Source organism: Mesorhizobium sp. 113-3-3 (assembly GCF_016756495.1).
In the GTDB taxonomy this organism is placed as follows: domain Bacteria; phylum Pseudomonadota; class Alphaproteobacteria; order Rhizobiales; family Rhizobiaceae; genus Mesorhizobium.
Window position 1 is genome coordinate 3320715 of record NZ_AP023243.1, and the last position, 18016, is coordinate 3338730.

The following is an 18016-nucleotide window of genomic DNA, read 5'->3' on the forward strand; positions in this document are numbered from 1 at the left end:
GCGATGTCGAGACCCGGCAGAAGCGGGAACCGGTGAAGATGCCGTCTGCGATCGGCCATAGACGCGACATAGACGGGTTACGTGCCGTCGCCGTCATCTTGGTCCTGGCGTTTCACGCTTTCCCGGCTCTTGTTCCGGACGGATTCATCGGCGTCGACATGTTCTTCGTGATCTCTGGCTACCTGATCACTTCGATCATTGTCAGGGACACGTTCACATACAAGCATTTCTACGCAAACCGCGTCCGCCGGATAGTTCCGGCGCTTGTCCTGGTGTTGGCGAGCGTTTTTGCTCTGGGGTGGCTTCTCTTCGACCCGGAAGAGATGGCCAGATTAAGCAAGTCGATTCTGGCCTCATCGCTTTTCTTTCCGAATTTTCAATTCTGGAGCGAAGTCGGGTATTTCGATGCCGCATCCGAAACAAAGCCGCTGCTGCATCTTTGGTCCTTGGGGGTTGAGGAGCAATTCTACGTTGTCTGGCCGTTGTTCTTAGGCGCTCTGGTCTGGTTGAAACGGCCCGTTTTGGCGCCTCTCATCCTGGTTACGCTGGTGTCCTTGGCGGTCAGTATCTGGTTGTCTGTCCGAGATCCAAATGCCGCCTTCTATGCCCCGTGGTCGAGGGCTTGGGAGCTTTCGTTGGGGGGGATTATCGCGACCGCGAGTTTCAGCGCTGGCGGTCGTCACGCGTCATCTTACCGGGCAGACCTTTTCGGCATCGCCGCGATCCTGGCGATATCGGCGGCAGCGTTTGTCCTCGGCTCCAAAACCCTTCTGCCGAATATCGCCGCTACCCTGGGCACCGCGGCGCTGATCTGGGCTTCGTCCGGATCGGTGAACCGGATGCTTGGCGGCAGGCTGTTGGTCGCGATCGGATTGATCAGCTATCCCTTGTACCTTTGGCATTGGCCGCTCCTCGTCTTCGCAAGAGCATATGAAGGCAGCCCGCTTTCTGCCCCGCAAACATTTGTCTGTCTGGGGGCAAGTCTTGGTTTGGCGGCAGCGACGTATTGGTTTGTCGAAAAGCCCATCAGATTTGGAGCGTGGAGGCGATGGAGCCTTCAGCCTCTGGTGGCGGCCGCGGCGCTCCTGGGGTTATCAGGGTTTGCCGGCGTTTCCACACAGGGGTTTCCTCTGAGATTTCCAGCAGAAATTCGCGATGTCCTCGCCTACGGGCACTATGAGCATGCCAAGGACGGGCGTGCCATGGAGTGCTGGATAAGAAACGAGGATCCGTTCACGGCTTTTGCCCCTGAGTGCGCGCTCAAACCGTCGGTCGGCGGACAGAAAAGGTTGCTTGTATGGGGCGATTCCCATGCCGCCCGGCTTTATGCCGGTATGAGAACCGAACTGCCGCCTGATGTTGATATCGCACAATTCACCAAGGACAGTTGTCCACCCTTGCTGGATCTGAGCGGACCATGCGGAGACAGTAACCGCTCCGTTCTCGATGAAATCCGACGCAGCAATCCCGATACGGTCATACTCTTTGCAGTCTGGGGCTTGTATGGAGATTGGGGAAATGGCGCCACCCTTCGACACGATCTTGCGGAGACCATTGCCGGGATAAAAGCATCCGTGCCCGCGAAGATAGTGGTCGTAGGACCCGCGCCTGTGTGGTCCGATGCCTTGCCGAAACTCGTATATTTGTCGTGGCGGGATTCCGGCAAGTCATTGCCCGACCGACTGAGCCATGGGTTCAAGGCGGACATCTTTGAAAACAGCGCCAAGATGGCTGATATCGCCAAGGCGGCCGGGGTTTCCTATGTGTCGTTGGCTGATCTCTTTTGCAACGAAGCCGGCTGTTTGACGCATGTTCCGGCAAATCGGACCAGGCTCACATCCTGGGATTACGGCCACCTTACGACGGACGGGGCGGCCATGGTCACCACATACATGGTTAGACAACAGCTATTGCCCTGACCGCCGCAGCGAGGTCGGCAGCCGTCGATAACGCCTGATTCCTCCCGCAGCGCGTGGCGCACCGGCCTCAGCCGGCGGACGCCATCCGAAGATGCGCGCTACAGCTTACCAAACCCGCCCGGCGTCGGCGTCGTCAGGATGACGGCATCGCCGGCATCGAGCACGGTCTGGTCGCAGGCTTTCAGCACCTCGATCGTGCCATCCTTGCGGCGAATCTTGGTCGAGCCGACCTCACCGTCGCCGCCACCATCCAGCCCCTGTGGCGGGCGGTTGCGGTGCGAGGACAGGATGGCGCATTCCATCTGTTCGAGGAAGCGGATGCTGCGTTTGGTGCCGTCGCCGGCGTTCCATTTGCCCTTGCCGCCGGATCCCTCGCGGATGTGGAAATCCTCCAGCACGACCGGGAAGCGCAATTCCAGCACTTCCGGATCGGTGAGGCGCGAATTGGTCATGTGCGTGTGCACGCCCGACGTGCCGGCAAAGCCGCGGCCGGAGTTCATGTGGCCGGCCGGCGAACCGGAGCAGATCGTCTCGTAGTACTGGTACTTCCTGTTGCCGAAGGTCAGGTTGTTCATCGTTCCCTGCGCGTTGGCCATCGCGCCCATGGCGCCGAACAGCGCATTGGTGACGTGCTGCGAGGTCTCGACATTGCCGGCAACAACGGCGGCGGGGTAGGCGGGCTTCAGCATGCAGCCTTCGGGAATGACGATGTTGATGGGCCGCAGACATCCGGCATTCATCGGGATCATGTCCTCGACCATCACACGGAAGGCATAGAGGACCGCCGCACGGGCAACGGGCTCAGGCGCGTTGAAATTGTTCTTCATGACCGGCGACGTGCCGGTGAAGTCGACCGTCGCTTCGCGCTTTTGCCGGTCGACCGAGATCTTCACCTTGATCACCTGGCCGGTATCCGTGGCATATTCATAGGCCGATGTGTCGGGCAACCGCTCGATCACGCGCCGCACGCTCTCGGCGGCGTTGTCCTGGACATGGCCCATATAGGCCTTGACGACATCGAGGCCGAAATGCGCGACCATCTTGCGCAGTTCGGCGACGCCTTTCTCATTGGCGGCGATCTGCGCCTTGAGGTCGGCGATGTTCTGGTGCGGGTTGCGGGCCGGATAACGATGGTCGGTAAGCAGCGCATGCAGCTCTTTTTCGCGGAACTTGCCGCGATCGACGATACGGAAATTGTCGAACAGCACGCCCTCCTCGTCGACCGTGGTGGCGAGCGGCGTCATCGAGCCGGGGGCGGTGCCGCCGATGTCGGCGTGATGGCCGCGCGAGGACGCCCAGAACAGGATCTCTTTCTGGGCGTCGTCGAAGACCGGCGTCACCACGGTGATGTCAGGCAGATGCGTGCCGCCATTGTAGGGGGCGTTCAGGGCAAAGACGTCGCCGGGGTGGATGTCGCCGGAGTTCAGCCGGATGATGGTTTCGACCGAGCGGTCCATCGAGCCAAGGTGCACCGGCATGTGCGGCGCGTTGGCGACCAGCGCACCGGTGTGGTCGAAGACGGCGCAGGAAAAATCCAGTCTTTCCTTGATGTTGACAGAATAGGCGGTGTTCTGCAGCGTGACACCCATCTGCTCGGCGATCGACATGAACAGGTTGTTGAAGACCTCAAGCATGACCGGATCCGCTGACGTGCCAAGAGCGGCGGCGCGGGCTTTCCTTTCGGTGCGGCGGATCACGACGTGATTGAAATTGGTTATTTCAGCCCGCCAGCCCGGTTCGACGACAATGGTCTGGTTCGGTTCGATGATGAGAGCGGGGCCTGCGACCAGATTGGATGGGCGCAGGTTCTCGCGACGATGGATGCCGGCTTCATGCCAACGGCCTTCGGTGTAGATGCGCCGCGTTCCAGAAGCGCCGGCTTCAATCCTTGCCGGTCCGGCCGGCGCATAGGCTTCCGTGCTGCTTTCGCCGATTTCGCTGCCCTCGACACCAACCGTCTCGACGATCATCGGCTTGTCGTCATAGACGAAACCGAATTGCGCCTTGTGGGCGATTTCGAAATCGCGCTTTGCCTGGAAAATCGAGTCGCTTTCGAAATTCACCGGCAGTGTCGTGTCGGTGCCGTCGTAGCGAATGTGCAGAACCGGCTTGGCGGCAACCGCGTCCTCGGCGATGCCTTGCACCGCCAATTCGGCGATCACGGCCTTTTTCAAGGTGGCGATGAGGCTGGCGATCTCGGTTCGGGACTCCTCGGCAAGCGGCTTGAGCAGCGCCTGCTGGCGTGAGGCAAAGACCGAGGCGAGGCCGATACCATAGGCCGAGAGCAGGCCGGAGAAGGGATGGATCAGCACCGCTTCCATGCCGAGCGCATCGGCGACCAGGCATGCGTGCTGGCCGCCGGCGCCGCCGAAGCAGTTGAGCAGATATTCGGTGACGTCGTAGCCGCGCTGCACGGAGATTTTTTTGATGGCATTGGCCATGTTCTCGACGGCGATGGTGATAAAACCCTCGGCAACCGCTTCCGGAGAGCGGCCGTCGCCGATCTCGGCGGCCAGTGCCGCGAATTTCGTGCGCACGGTATCGACGTCGAGCGGCTGGTCCTGGTCGGGGCCGAAGATCGCCGGGAAGAAATCCGGCTGTAGTTTGCCGAGCATGACATTGGCGTCGGTGACGGCGAGCGGGCCGCCGCGCCGGTAAGCGGCGGGGCCGGGATTGGCCCCGGCGGAATCCGGTCCGGCGCGAAAACGGCCGGCCTCATAGTGCAGGATCGAACCGCCGCCGGCGGCGACGGTGTGGATGCGCATCATCGGCGCGCGCACGCGCACGCCGGCGACTTCGGTGTCGAAGGCGCGCTCATACTCGCCATCATAGTGGGCGACATCGGTGGAGGTGCCGCCCATGTCGAAGCCGATGACCTTGTCGAAACCGGCGAGCTTCGCCGTCTCGACCATGCCGACGACGCCGCCGGCCGGACCCGACAGCAGCGCGTCCTTGCCCTGGAACATGTCGGCGGCGGTGAGGCCGCCCGACGACATCATGAACATGAGATGGGGACTTTCCTTCCCCCTCGAGGGGAAGGTGGCGGCCAGGCCGCCGGGTGGGGTCGGATCGACCGGGCTCGACGTTTTGGCGGTGCCTTCTGAGAGGATCCCCTCTGACCGCTTTGCGGCCATCTTCCCCTCGAGGGGGGAGAGGACGCCGAGCTCTCCCGCCACCCTTTGCACATAGCGAGACAGGATGGGCGAGAGATAGGCGTCGACCACCGTGGTATCGCCGCGGCCCACCAGTTTGATCAGCGGCGAGACCTCATGGCTGACCGAGACTTGGGCAAAGCCGATCTTGCGGCAGACCTTGGCCACCGCCTTCTCGTGATCGGGGTATTTCCAGGCATGCATGAAAACGATTGCCACGGCGTCGATGCCGTCGGCCTTGGCCTGCTCGATCGCCGGCCGGCACGCAGCGATGTCGAGCAGCCGCTCGACGCAGCCATCGGCGAGCACGCGCTCGTCGATTTCGATGACGCGCTCATAGAGCTGCTCGGGAAGGATGATCTCCTTGGCAAAGATGTCGGGGCGCGCCTGGTAGGCGATCCTGAGCGCATCGCGAAAGCCCTTGGTGATGAGCAGGAGCACGCGGTCGCCCTTGCGCTCCAGAAGCGCGTTGGTGGCGACCGTCGTGCCCATCTTGATGTCGCCGATCAGGCCGGACGGAACCGCCGCGCCCGGTTCCAGGCCGAGCAGTTCGCGGATGCCCTGGATGGCCGCATCGGCATAGGCTTCCGGATTCTCCGAAAGCAGCTTGCGCGGATGCAGCCCCCCTTGCGGGTCGCGGCCGATGACGTCGGTGAAGGTGCCGCCGCGATCGATCCAGAAATCCCATTTCGCGGCCATGGCTGTCTCCGACATTCTTCCGTTTTCAGCTTTCGTTGTTAATGCGCCAATGCGCCGGCAGCAACGCATCCCGTTGATGTTACACGCGGAAACGCAACGTTACGAAACTCATGGCCGCGTGGCGCATTTTCTCTGTAACCGTTCACTGCAACGTGAGCGTGTGTTGAAGGAGAGATATTATGAAAAAGCTCATTCTGGCTTCCTTGTCCGCCCTTGCCCTGCTGGGCGTCGCGGCCTGTAGCGACAGCGGCAAGGGAACTGACACCACCACCACGCAGAGCACCAATTCGCCGGCTGCCGAGCAGCCGATGAAGCCTGCGGCTCCGGCCGATAATTCGACCAAGCCTGCCGAGCCGGCTCCGGCAACGCCTGCTCCTGCGCCCGCGCAGTAGTTTGTAAAGCGTGTCTTGGGAGGAAGGGCCGGCGTCTCGCCGGCCTTTTCTTGCAAAAGGCAGCCACCGGGACCGACCAAGGCGCCTCTGTTTCACGAACCTGACAGAGGCCGTTAATGGCTTGATAGCGGGGACCGGTTGGTTCTATGAAGCGGGCCATGTCGATTTGGGACCGCCTCGGCGAGTTTATCACACGGGTATCGTCTTCAGCGACGTCGGGTGTTGCCGACGTGGTCGAGGCTGTGCGCACGGTGTTCTCCGGCGATGCGGACCTGCGCCGCCGCGTTGCTTTCTCGGTGGCCATGATCGCGCTCTCGGCCAAGATGGCCAAGGCGGACGGCATCGTCACACAAGATGAGGTGCGCGCCTTCCAGGAAATATTCGAAGTGCCGCCGAAGGAGACGCGCAATGTCGCGCGGCTGTTCGATCTCGCCCAGCAGGACGTGGCTGGTTTCGAAACCTATGCCGAGCGCATGGCGCAATTGTGCGGTTCCGGCCATTCCAATTGCGTGATGCTGGAAGACATACTCGACGGCCTGTTCCACATCGCAAAGGCCGATGGGCTGGTGCATGAGCGCGAAGGCATTTTCCTGCATCGTATCGCCGAGATCTTCCGCATCGACGAGGCGCATTACGAATCGATCCTGGCCCGGCACGTCAATCTTGGCGCCGGCGATCCCTATCTCGTGCTCGGCATCGAGCGCGGCAAGCCGTTCGAGGAGGTCAGGAAGCGTTACCGCAAGCTGGTCTCCGACAACCATCCCGACCGGCTGATCGCGCGCGGCCTGCCGCAGGAATTCATCAAGATCGCCACGACCAGGGTCGCGGCGATCAACGCCGCCTATGAGATGATCGAGCGGGGCCTGCGGCACGTATGAGCGGCTTCCTGCCCGACGAGCCGAGCGCCGAGGTCAGGGTGTCGCCGAATTTCGGACCAAGGCGCGATACGCCGAAGCCCGACATGATCGTGCTGCACTATACCGGCATGGCGACGGGAGCCGGAGCTGAGGCGTGGCTGTGCGATCCGGCGAGCGAGGTTTCATCGCACTATCTCGTCCATGAGAATGGCCACATCGTGCAGATGGTCCGGGAAAGCGACCGCGCCTGGCACGCCGGCAAGAGCTCCTGGTTCGGACGCACCGATATCAATTCCTGCTCGGTCGGCATCGAGATCGTCAATCCCGGCCATTCGCTGGGCTATCCCGGGTTTCCCCGGCGCCAGATCGTGGCGGTGATCGGCCTTTGCAAGGGGATTGCCGCGCGGCACGCGATCCCCGCCATGCGGGTGCTGGCGCATTCCGACGTGGCGCCGGGACGCAAGATCGATCCGGGCGAGAAGTTCCCGTGGGCTGACTTGTTCAGGGCCGGTGTCGGCCATCTCGTGCCGGCTGCACCCATCAGGCGCGGGGCTGGGCTGAAGCCCGGCGACAGCGGTGCCGATGTCGAGGCGTTGCAGTCGATGCTGGCGCTTTACGGCTATGGTGTCGAGATATCGGGTGTTTTCGACCATCAGACACGGATTGTCGTCGAGGCCTTCCAACGGCATTTCCGGCCCCGTCTGGTCGACGGGCTGGCCGATGGCTCGACCATGCGCACGCTGCGGAAGCTGCTTGCCTCGGTAAGCGGCTGACGCAGGCGGCAGGACGCTTCCCAAGTAATCTTTTTCCCCGCCAGGTTACAAACTGTCACTTAAAGTGACTTGCCCCGCCTTCATTGGCGCCAATTCGGGCCCCAAAGGGCAATTCGTACAGTTTGTCGGACCTCTAGCCCCCCGGATGTTCCGATAGTAATCAAGCCGCACCGCGCGAACATCTTCGCGTGGTCCAGACAGAACAGGATCACATGCAGAAATTGACCGTTGTTACGGCAGCTCTTGCTGCCGGCGTAATGACTTTTGCCTTCAGCGCGGCTCACGCCACGCCGTTGAGCCCACGGGCCGACCAGGGGCTCGTCGCGGCGACCGCCAAAGGCAAGGCCATTTCGGCCAAAAGCGGCAGAAGTGCAAAGGCGATGGCGAAGCAGGCTTCCGCGAAGGTGGAAAAGGCCAGCTGGACCAAGGCGAAGAAATCCTCCGCCAAAAGGCAGACGAAGCGTGGCCGCAAGACCGTCGACATGACGACAACGGCATCGATCGGCCTCAGGAATGTCGCCGCGTCGACGGCGGCGGTGGCCAGCAGCGGCCAGTATTCTGCGATCGTCGCCCGCTATGCGGCAAGCTATGGCGTTCCGGTGTCGCTGGCGAATGCCGTCATCACGATCGAGAGCAACTACCGGCCGAACATGGTCGGCAGCGCCGGTGAGATCGGCCTGATGCAGATCAAGCCGGCGACGGCGCGGATGATGGGCTACAACGGCTCGGCCAAGGGCCTTTTCGATCCCGACACCAACATCAAGTACGGCATGAAGTATCTCGCCTTGGCGCAGAACCTTGGCGGCGGCACGACCTGCGGCACGATCCTGAAATACAATGCCGGCCATGCCGCGACGCGAATGAACCCGATCTCGGCCGCCTATTGCAGCAAGGTCAAGGTTCAGATGGCCGCGCTTTGAGCGCAAGGTGCGAGAGCCGGCGGACAAGCCGGCTTTTTCGTTTGCGTTTTCCCGGCTGAACCCCTTTATACGCCAAGCCAGCTGGCTGGGCGGCCGCACTCGCAAACGCCGAAAGGCCGCGAGTGAGGAAAGTCCGGGCTCCATGGAGACACGGTGCCGGTTAATGGCCGGCGGGGGCGACCCCAGGGAAAGTGCCACAGAAAGCAAACCGCCACGACTTTGTCGGGGTAAGGGTGAAAGGGTGGGGTAAGAGCCCACCGCGCGACTGGCAACAGGAGCGGCACGGTAAACCCCACCGGGAGCAAAACCGAATAGGGGCGGTGCGAGGGGAAACCCTCGAGGGCTGTTTCCGGCTCACCGTCCGGGTAGGTTGCGTGAGGCGCATGGCAACATGCGCCCAAGATGAATGGCCGCCACGTTCTCGTCCCGCAAGGGGCGAGGGCCATACAGAACCCGGCTTACAGGCCAGCTGGCAGTTTCTTCCCTGAAGGAAAATCTTTTGAGATCAGCAGGTTGCGCCCTCGGGCGCGCCTGCCGATTCAAGCTTCTCTGGCCAATCCCTGGTGGTCTGGTGACGGGCCGATGCTTGAACCTGGTGCGATTAAATCGTACCATGGTTCGAGGACGATATCGGGAGCCTATCATGGGACAGGTCGACAAACGCAGCATCACGCTGTCGCCGGAACTGGCGCAAGCGGTGGACGATGTGGTTGCTGCCGGCGAATATGCCTCGGCGAGCGAAGTGATCCGCGATGCGCTGCGGCAATGGAAGGACCGCCGCGATCTCTTCGGCTATACGATCGAGGAGTTGCGCAGACTGGTGCAGGAAGGCATCGACAGTGGGCCGGGTCGATTTGCATCGATGGATGAAATCAAGGCCGAGGCACGTAAGCACAGCTTGTTCAATGGCTTTGAGACGATGGTGGACGGGCCTCAATTCATGGACCGCTTGCGGACCAAATATGTCGCGGTGACCGAGGCCGGCGACTTTCAGAAGTGATACAGAATTATCGCCTCGGAGGTTGGCGCTGCCCCTCATCCGCCGCCGGCACCTTCTCCCCGTTTAGTGACGGGGAGAAGGGAGCGCTTCGATGTCGGCATGCCTTCTTCAACGTTGGTAGTTGGCGAAATCACCAGTGACAGCATCCTTCTCCCCGTCTCTATACGGGGAGAAGTGCCCGGCAGGGCGATGAGGGGCGGCGCTGATGCTGGTCAATCTCGAGGACGTCACGTCCAAGGCTTCAACCGCTGACCCTGTCCAGCGACACCTCAATCGCTTTCCAGAGCTCCTCCACCGGTTCGCAGCCGACCGAGAGGCGGATAAAGCCCGGCGGCACCGCATCGCCTCGCTTCGAGCGCCGCTCGGCCGAGGTGTGGACGCCGCCGAAGGAGGTCGCGGCCTCTATCAGCGGGCAATTGTTGATGAAATCCTCGGCTTTCTCCTCCGAGGCGAGTTCGAAGGAGATGAGGAAGCCGAAGCGTTCCATCTGGGTGTGGGCAAGGTTGTGCGATGGGTCGCCGTTGAGGCCGGGAAAGCGCAGGCCACGCACCGCGCGATGTTGCTTCAGCCGTTGCGCGATCGTTTCGGCCGACGCGCACATGCGGTCGAAGCGAACCTCCAGTGTTTCGAGGCCGCGATGCACCAGCCAGGCTTCGAACGGTCCGGGAATGCCGCCAACAATGCTGCGCCAGTCCGTCACCTTGGTGACGATGTCGGCGTTGCGGCTGGCGACATGGCCGAACAGCACGTCCGAGTGGCCGTTGACCGCCTTGGTGTCGGCGGAGACGACGATATCGGCGCCGAAATCGAGCGGACGTTGGCCGAACGGTGTCATCGTCGTGTTGTCGACGACAAGGATCCCACCCTGTTCGTGGACAGCCTTGGCGATGGCCGAGATGTCGCAGATGTCCAGCCGCGGGTTGGACGGGGTTTCCACGAAAACCAGTGAATAACCTTCGAAGCCGCCATCGAGGAAGGTCGGCGTCGGCCTGACGTCGCAGGTGATGCCGAGCGGCTTCAGGAAGCGTTCGGCCATCGCACGCGTGGCGTGATAGCCGTCCGAGGGCAGGAGCACGCGATCGCCCGATTTCAGCAGCGCGAAAAACACCGACGAAATCGCGCCCATTCCGGAGGGAAAACTCACGCATTGCGCATCTTCCAGATGGCCGAGCACGTGTTCCACGGCGCGCCAGGTCGGGTTGTCGTAGCGGCCATATTGATCGACACCGGTCTCGGCACCCGGCGTGTGAAAGATCGAGGCCATGGTCAGCGGCAAGGGGATCGGATCGCCGCTGGCGAAGTCGCGGCTGCGCAAATGGGACAGTTCGGCGGCGCGTGACTTTGCCGTCTCGGACATGAGCTCGATCCTTGCTTTTTTGGGCGGAAGACGCCGCTCGACGCTATGCGGGCGGATGATTTGCGGCAAGCCCAAGTCTTTTGGGCCAGAGGGCTTTAAACGCTTCGTTAGGCTTAATGATCCATAAAGACGAGACGTGCCGTAACGGCTGCTCGGATTGGTCGCGCTGCGCGTGTTTGTGAAGCCCATTCCCGTTGACGCCCATAGTACCCCATGATATCCCATCAAGACATCAAAGCCTTCGTTCCGCGTCAGGGTAAAGCGTACGCCAATCGGGCAGCCGCGGCGGCTGCGCGTTTGCCGGTTTTTGCCCGTGCGGGCGAGGCTGATACGGGGCAGGGAACGCGCGGCGGTGGCGCGTGCAAGACAATGAAGAGGGGTGCGGCGGCGCAAGCGGCTGTAACGTTTAATGGACCGGTTTCTGTCGAACACGGTGAGCAGGATCGATGCGAAGGGACGGGTGTCCGTTCCGGCGCATTTCCGCGCCGTCGTGCAGAAGCGCGGCTATTCGGAACTCTACGCACTGCGCTGCCTGGACCTGCCAGCGATGGATGTCGGCGGGCTCGATCTGCTCGATCGCTACGAGCAGCGCATTGCGCTGGAAGATCCCTTCCTGCAGACGGCGGACGACATGTCGTTCTTCTGTCATGGCGATGGGACCTTCCTGAAACTCGACCAGGACGGCCGCATCACGATGAGCGATTTCATCCGCGAGCATACCGGCATCTCGGCGGAGGTGGCGTTTGTCGGGCGCGGCAATTTCTTTCAGATCTGGGAGCCGGGACGGCTTGCGGCCTATGGGGCGCAGGCGCGGGCCAGGCTTTTGCAGCTTCGGCAGGGGACGAAGCCTGGGGAGCGACCGGAATGACGGTGGGCCACGGCGATGATACGAACGCCGTTGGCGGACCGGTCCGCCACATTCCGGTCCTCCTTGGCGAAGTGCTCGAGGCACTGGCGCCGGAGGAGGGCGACATCATCATCGACGGCACGTTCGGCGCCGGCGGCTACACCAGGGCCATTCTGGCGACGGGCGCTTCGGTCGTGGCGATCGACCGCGATCCCGATGCGATCGCGGCCGGGCGCGATCTCGAGGCGCAAGCGGGCGGCAGGCTGAGACTGGTGCAGGCGCCGTTCTCGACGCTGGACGAACATGTCGAGAGCGCCGACGGCGTCGTGCTCGACATTGGCGTTTCCTCCATGCAGCTCGACCAGGCCGAGCGCGGCTTTTCTTTCCGCTTCGATGGGCCGCTCGACATGCGCATGGCGCAGTCGGGCCTCAGCGCCGCCGATGTCGTCAACAGCTTCAAGCCCGGTGATCTCGCCCGCATCTTCGGCTTTCTCGGCGAGGAGCGACATGCCGGGCGCATCGCCCGCATGATCGAGGCGCGCCGTGAAAAGCGGCCGTTCGAGCGTACGCTCGAACTGGCGGACGCCATCGAGACGCATATCGGCCGCGCGCCGAAGGACAAGATCCATCCGGCGACCCGCGTCTTCCAGGCGCTACGCATCTACGTCAACGACGAACTCGGCGAACTGGCCAAGGCGCTGTTCGCCGCCGAGCGCGCGTTGAAGCCCGGCGGACGGCTCGTCGTGGTGACTTTCCACTCGCTGGAAGACCGCATCGTCAAGCGCTTCATCGCCGACCGGGCCGACGTCGCCACTGGCTCGCGTCACCTGCCCGAGGCGCATGCGCGCACCGCGACCTTCCGCAAGGCCGGCGGCGGCGTGACGGCTGATGACGCCGAGGTCGCGGCCAATCCACGCGCCCGCTCGGCCAGGCTGCGCGCGGCGATCCGCACCGAGGCACCGGCGCGCGCCGGCGACTTTTCGATTTTCGGCCTTCCAAAGCTTCCCGGCATCAACCCGCCGGGGGAGAGGTAAGCACGTGTTCCGTACCAGCGACATTGTCCTGATCGCCGTCATGGTTTCGGCGGCGGCCCTAACCTACAAGACCAAGCGCGAGGCCGAGGACCAGTTGGCGGCGGTGCAGAAAATCCATAACCAGATACGCTATGAGGAGGAGACGATCGACCTCCTCAAGGCCGACTGGAGCCTGCTCACCCAGCCGTCGCGGCTGCAGAAGCTCGCCGAACAATACAAGTCGCAGCTTGCGCTCGAGCCGGTCAGCGCGCGCCAGATCGTCGGCTTGAGCGACCTGCCGGCCAAGGCCCTGGACATCCAGGACATTCTGAACGGACGCCAGGGCGGCATGGCCGACAATTCCGACAAGGCGCCCGCGGACGGCAAGGATCCCGTCGTGACCGGAGGCATCGCCCAATGATCGGCAAATTGCTGAAGCGTCGCGCAAGGACGGGTGAAGACGGATCGATCGTCGTCGAGGGCGCCCGCAAGGCGACCGGCGGCAAGGGGAAGGCCCGCATCGTGATGACGATGGCGGTGTTCTTCGGCATCTTCTCGACCATTTCCGGGCGGCTGGTCTATCTCGGTTTCCAGACGCCTGACCTGTCGGGCGGCCCGCAGAGCCGGATCACCGCCTCGCGGCCCGATATTGTCGACCGCAATGGCGAAGTGCTGGCGACCGACATCAAGACGGCGTCGCTGTTCGCCGAGCCGCGCCGCATCGTCGATGCCGACGAGGCGATCGAGAAGCTGTCGACCGTGCTGCCCGAGATCGATTACGAGCAGACCTACCACAAGCTCAAGAGCGGCGCCGGCTTCGTCTGGCTGCAGCGGCAGCTGACGCCAAAGCAGCAGGCCGACATCATGCAGCTCGGCATTCCCGGTTTCGGCTTCCGCACGGAGAAGCGCCGTTTCTATCCCAGCGGCGAAACCTCGTCCTACATTGTCGGCCTGACCAACATCGACAATCAGGGCATCTCCGGCATGGAGAAATATATCGACGAGCAGGGCCTGAGCGACCTGCAGGCGTCGGGCCTGGCGGTGGCCAAGGATCTCAAGCCGGTGAAGCTGTCGATCGATCTGCGCGTCCAGCATGTGGTGCGCGACGAGATCGCCGCCGGCCTCGAGCGCTACCGCGCGCTCGGCGCCGGCGCCGTCGTGCTCAACGTCAAGACCGGCGAAGTGGTGGCCATGGCCTCGGTGCCGGATTTCGATCCAAACAATCCCTACAATGCACAGGAAAAGGACCGGCTGAACCGGATGTCGGCGGGCCTCTATGAGATGGGCTCGACCTTCAAGAGCTTCACCTCGGCCATGGCGCTCGATTCCGGCAAGGCGACGATGAACAGTCGTTTCGACGCCTCGCACCCGATCCGGGTCGGCCATCAGGCCATTCACGATTTCCACGGCAAGAACCGTGTGCTGTCGTTGCCTGAAGTGTTCCTCTATTCGTCCAACATCGGGTCGGCCAGGGAGGCCGAACTGGTCGGTATCGAGGGGCACCGGGAATTCCTGCATCGCCTCGGCATTCTGGAAAGGATGCAGACCGAGCTGCCTGAAGTCGCCCGCCCGACCGAGCCGAAGATCTGGAAACAGGTCAACTCGTTCACCATCGCCTTCGGCCATGGTGTATCGACGACGCCGCTGCAGGCGGCTGTCGGCTGCGCGGCGCTGATGAATGGCGGTTTCCTTATGAATCCTACCTTCCTGGTGCGTACGCAGGAAGAAGCGATGGCCACCGCCAAGAAAGTTGTGAGCGAAAAGACGGTCGAGGGCATGCGCTACCTCTATTCGCTCAATGCCGAGAAGGGCTCGGCCAGAAACGCCAGAGTGCCTGGCTACCGCGTTGGCGGCAAGACCGGAACGGCCGAGAAGGTCATCAACGGCCGCTACTCTAAAGAACTGAATTTCAACACCTTTGTCGCCGCCTTCCCGATGGACGACCCGCAATATCTGGTGTTTACGATTGCCGATGCTCCGCACCCGGAAAAGCCTGGGATGACCGACGTCGCGGCCGCGAATGCGGGGGTCATGGCGGGTAATATCATCAGGCGTTCGGCGGCCATGCTTGGCGTGAAACCAGATTTCAGCCATGAAAATGGTGCAACGTTGGTTTCCTATGAGTGATTCTTAGGGCGCGCCGGCGACTGCGCGCTATTTTATTGCGGTGAACGGAACTCGATGAAGCTCAGAGATCTAGCCGGTATCCTGCCAGTCGAAGGAACAGCTTCCGCCGATCTGGAGGTAACCGGGATTTCGTCCGATTCCCGCCAGGTAAAACCGGGCGTCGTCTTTTTTGCGCTCGCCGGAACCAAGGCGGACGGTGCGGCCTATGCTGCCGACGCGGCCAAGCGCGGCGCGCTGGCGGTCGTGGCAGGAAAGGGCGGTTCCATCGCCGGACTGCCGGTTCCGGTGCTGGCGGTCGATGATCCGCGCCTGGCGCTGGCGCTGAGTGCCGCCCGCTATTTCGGCAAGCAGCCGCAGACCATGGTCGCGGTGACCGGTACCAGCGGCAAGACCTCGGTCGCCGCCTTCACCAGGCAGATCTGGGAGCAGGCGGGCTATGCCGCGGCTTCTATCGGCACCACCGGCGTGGTGGCGCCCGGCCGCAACGAATATGGCTCGCTGACCACGCCCGATCCGGTCGCCCTGCACCAATTGCTGCGGGAATTGGCCGATGCCGGCGTGACGCATGCCTCAATGGAAGCGTCCAGTCATGGGCTCGACCAGCGCCGCCTGGATGGCGTGAAGCTCGCCGCCGGCGGCTTCACCAATCTCGGCCGCGACCATATGGATTATCACCCGACGGTCGAGGAATATCATCGAGCCAAACTGCGCCTGTTCGACACACTGCTGCCGAAGGGCGCGCCGGCCGTTATCTTCGCCGACGATCCGTGGTCGGCGCCGACCATCCAGGCGGCACAGGCTGCCGGGCTCAAGGTGCTGACGGTTGGCCGCCATGGCGATTTCCTCACGCTGAAGCGGGTCGAGCACGAACGCCATCGCCAGCGCGCCGAGGTCGAGGCCGAGGGCGTGCTCTACGAAATCGACCTGCCGCTGGCCGGCGATTTCCAGATTTCGAACGCGCTGGTTTCGGCGGGACTTGCCATTTCCACCGGAACACCTGTCGCCAAGGCCTTGATGTCCTTGGAGAAACTCAAGGGTGCCCCGGGCCGGCTCGACCTCGTCGGCACCACCGCCAGCGGCGCGCCGGTCTATGTCGACTACGCCCACAAGCCCGACGCGCTGGAAAACGTGCTGGCTTCTGTGCGGCCGTTCACCACCGGCCGCGTGATGGTCGTCTTCGGCTGCGGCGGCGACCGCGACCGGGGCAAAAGACCGATCATGGGCGAGATCGCGACCCGGCTTGCCGATGTCGTCATCGTCACCGACGACAATCCGCGCTCCGAAGTGCCCGAAATGATCCGCGCCGCCATTCTGGCCGCCGCCCCAGGCGCCATCGAGATCGGCGACCGGCGCAAGGCGATCCACGAGGCTGTCGGCATGCTGCATGCAGGCGACACGCTGATCGTGGCCGGCAAAGGTCATGAGGAAGGCCAGACGGTCGGCTCCGAAACCTTGCATTTCTCCGACCACGAGGAAGTCCGCGCGGCGCTTCGGGAGCGTGCCGCATGAGTTTGCTGTGGACCTCCGAGGCGCTGGTTGCCGCCATGGACGGGCGGCCGCTCGGGCCTATGCCGGAAGGCATATCGGGCATTTCGATCGACAGCCGCAGCCTGCAGCCGGGTGACGCCTTCTTCGCCATCAAGGGCGAGGCGATGGATGGCCATGACTTCGCCACCGCCGCCATCAAGGCCGGCGCCGGCGTGCTGGTGGTGGCAGAAGGCAAGCTGCCTTCGCTCGGCCGGCTGACGGCGCCGATCATCGTCGTCGAGGATGTGCTGGTCGCACTGGAAAAGCTGGGCGTCGCGGCGCGTGCCCGCTCCCAGGCCAAGATCATCGCGGTCACCGGTTCGGCGGGCAAGACCACGACCAAGGAAGCGCTGCGCCATGTGCTGTCGGCCGTCGGCAAGGTGCATGCCTCGGCGCAGTCCTTCAACAACCACTGGGGCGTGCCGCTGACTCTCGCGCGCATGCCCGAGGATTGCGACTATGCCATCTTCGAGATCGGCATGAACCATCCCGACGAGATCCGGCCGTTGGTGAAGATGGTGCGGCCGCATGTCGCCATCGTCACCATCATCGCGGCGGCGCATCTCGGTTTCTTCCGCAATCTCGACGAGATCGCCAAGGCCAAGGCCGAGATTTTTGAAGGGCTGGAGCCCGAAGGTGCCGCCGTCCTCAACCGCGACGATGCGCGTTTCAAGCTTCTCGACAAGATGGCGCATGCCGCCGGCGTCGAGCATGTCTACGGCTTCGGCGAGAATGCGCGCTCGACCTTCAAACTGACCAAATGCGAATTGCACGCCGACCATTCCGACATCGCCGCCAGGATCGGCGGCCATGACATGATCGCCCGCATCGGCGCACCTGGCCGGCACATGGTGCAGAACGTGCTGGCGGTTCTGGGCGCGGCACAGCTGGTTGGCGCCGATCTCGACAAGGTGGCAATCGCGCTGAACGATCTCTCGGCCGAGCGCGGCCGCGGCAAACGCCATGTGTTGCGGCATCCCGGCGGCCCGATCACGCTGATCGACGAGAGCTACAACGCCAATCCGGCCTCGATGGCGGCGGCGATGGCGCTGCTCAACGCGACGCCGGTGACGGGCGAGGGGCGCCGCATCGCCGTGCTCGGCGACATGCTGGAACTCGGCGACCATTCGACGAAGCTGCACGTCGCCCTTGCCGATCTCATCGTCGGCACCGGCACGCAGACAGTCTTTCTCGGCGGTCCCGAAATGCGGGCGCTGGCGGAAGCGCTGCCTGAAGACATCAAGACGGAATACCGCGCCGGCGTCGAGGAATTGAAGCCGGTGCTGCTTGCCGCGCTGAAGCCGGGCGACGTGGTGATGATCAAATCGTCGAAGGGCATCGGTTTTGCAAAACTGGTCGATGCGCTGCTGGGCAAATATCCGGCTGAAACGACAACCAGCAAACTGACCTAGGTCAAGTCGGGGGACGAAAGC

Annotated in this window: 14 protein-coding genes and 1 other RNA gene; 13 read left to right on the plus strand and 2 right to left on the minus strand. The window is 63.0% G+C overall.

Annotated features, from left to right (window positions below; translation table 11 throughout):
* Window positions 1-38 precede the first annotated feature (38 nt).
* A complete protein-coding gene (locus JG746_RS16200) occupies window positions 39-1919 on the plus strand; it encodes an acyltransferase family protein (protein WP_202359041.1) in 1881 nt (626 codons plus the stop codon).
* 98 nt (window positions 1920-2017) lie between these two features.
* Here JG746_RS16200 and JG746_RS16205 read toward each other — a convergent pair whose 3' ends face one another.
* Window positions 2018-5770, minus strand: a complete 3753-nt coding sequence (locus JG746_RS16205) for a hydantoinase B/oxoprolinase family protein (RefSeq protein ID WP_202359042.1) — start codon at window positions 5768-5770, stop codon at window positions 2018-2020.
* 179 nt (window positions 5771-5949) lie between these two features.
* Between JG746_RS16205 and JG746_RS16210 the strand changes: the two genes are divergently transcribed.
* The 6 genes from JG746_RS16210 (at window position 5950) to JG746_RS16235 (ending at window position 9712) form a co-directional block, all read left to right on the plus strand.
* Window positions 5950-6162, plus strand: coding sequence for a hypothetical protein (locus JG746_RS16210; RefSeq protein WP_202359043.1), 213 nt, complete (start codon window positions 5950-5952; stop codon window positions 6160-6162).
* Between the two features lie 158 nt (window positions 6163-6320).
* On the plus strand, window positions 6321-7040 hold the full coding sequence (locus JG746_RS16215; protein WP_202359044.1) for a J domain-containing protein: 720 nt from the start codon (window positions 6321-6323) through the stop codon (window positions 7038-7040).
* Window positions 7037-7792, plus strand: coding sequence for a peptidoglycan recognition protein family protein (locus JG746_RS16220; protein ID WP_202359045.1), 756 nt, complete (start codon window positions 7037-7039; stop codon window positions 7790-7792). The genes JG746_RS16215 and JG746_RS16220 overlap by 4 nt, the downstream gene beginning before the upstream one ends.
* Window positions 7793-8004: 212 nt before the next feature.
* Window positions 8005-8712 (plus strand): lytic transglycosylase domain-containing protein, encoded by a 708-nt coding sequence (locus tag JG746_RS16225; RefSeq protein WP_202359046.1) that lies wholly within the window; start codon window positions 8005-8007, stop codon window positions 8710-8712.
* Between the two features lie 77 nt (window positions 8713-8789).
* Window positions 8790-9189: RNase P RNA component class A (gene rnpB, locus JG746_RS16230), an RNA gene on the plus strand.
* Between the two features lie 166 nt (window positions 9190-9355).
* Window positions 9356-9712, plus strand: coding sequence for a type II toxin-antitoxin system ParD family antitoxin (locus JG746_RS16235; protein ID WP_244730890.1), 357 nt, complete (start codon window positions 9356-9358; stop codon window positions 9710-9712).
* Window positions 9713-9953: 241 nt separating this feature from the next.
* Here the strand turns inward: JG746_RS16235 and JG746_RS16240 are convergent, their stop codons facing one another.
* Window positions 9954-11069 carry a cystathionine gamma-lyase gene (locus JG746_RS16240; protein WP_202359047.1) on the minus strand — a complete coding sequence of 372 codons (1116 nt, stop codon included), beginning with the start codon at window positions 11067-11069 and terminating at the stop codon, window positions 9954-9956.
* A gap of 409 nt (window positions 11070-11478) precedes the next feature.
* Here JG746_RS16240 and mraZ point away from each other — a divergent pair, with 409 nt between their 5' ends.
* From mraZ to JG746_RS16270, 6 genes are read left to right on the plus strand one after another with little or no spacing between them, the layout of a single operon-like run.
* The gene (gene mraZ, locus JG746_RS16245) at window positions 11479-11937 is read left to right on the plus strand and encodes a division/cell wall cluster transcriptional repressor MraZ (protein WP_056582893.1); all 459 of its coding nucleotides are present in this window, start codon (window positions 11479-11481) and stop codon (window positions 11935-11937) included.
* Complete coding sequence (rsmH, locus tag JG746_RS16250; protein ID WP_202359048.1) at window positions 11934-12950, plus strand: 16S rRNA (cytosine(1402)-N(4))-methyltransferase RsmH; 1017 nt, start codon at window positions 11934-11936, stop codon at window positions 12948-12950. Before mraZ ends, rsmH begins: the two co-directional genes overlap by 4 nt.
* 4 nt (window positions 12951-12954) lie before the next feature.
* Window positions 12955-13350, plus strand: a complete 396-nt coding sequence (ftsL, locus tag JG746_RS16255; protein WP_202359049.1) for a cell division protein FtsL — start codon at window positions 12955-12957, stop codon at window positions 13348-13350.
* The gene (locus JG746_RS16260; protein ID WP_202359050.1) at window positions 13347-15056 is read left to right on the plus strand and encodes a peptidoglycan D,D-transpeptidase FtsI family protein; all 1710 of its coding nucleotides are present in this window, start codon (window positions 13347-13349) and stop codon (window positions 15054-15056) included. Before ftsL ends, JG746_RS16260 begins: the two co-directional genes overlap by 4 nt.
* Window positions 15057-15110: 54 nt before the next feature.
* Window positions 15111-16565 carry a UDP-N-acetylmuramoyl-L-alanyl-D-glutamate--2,6-diaminopimelate ligase gene (locus tag JG746_RS16265; RefSeq protein WP_202359051.1) on the plus strand — a complete coding sequence of 485 codons (1455 nt, stop codon included), beginning with the start codon at window positions 15111-15113 and terminating at the stop codon, window positions 16563-16565.
* A complete protein-coding gene (locus tag JG746_RS16270; RefSeq protein WP_202359052.1) occupies window positions 16562-17995 on the plus strand; it encodes a UDP-N-acetylmuramoylalanyl-D-glutamyl-2,6-diaminopimelate--D-alanyl-D-alanine ligase in 1434 nt (477 codons plus the stop codon). Before JG746_RS16265 ends, JG746_RS16270 begins: the two co-directional genes overlap by 4 nt.
* Window positions 17996-18016: the final 21 nt, after the last annotated feature.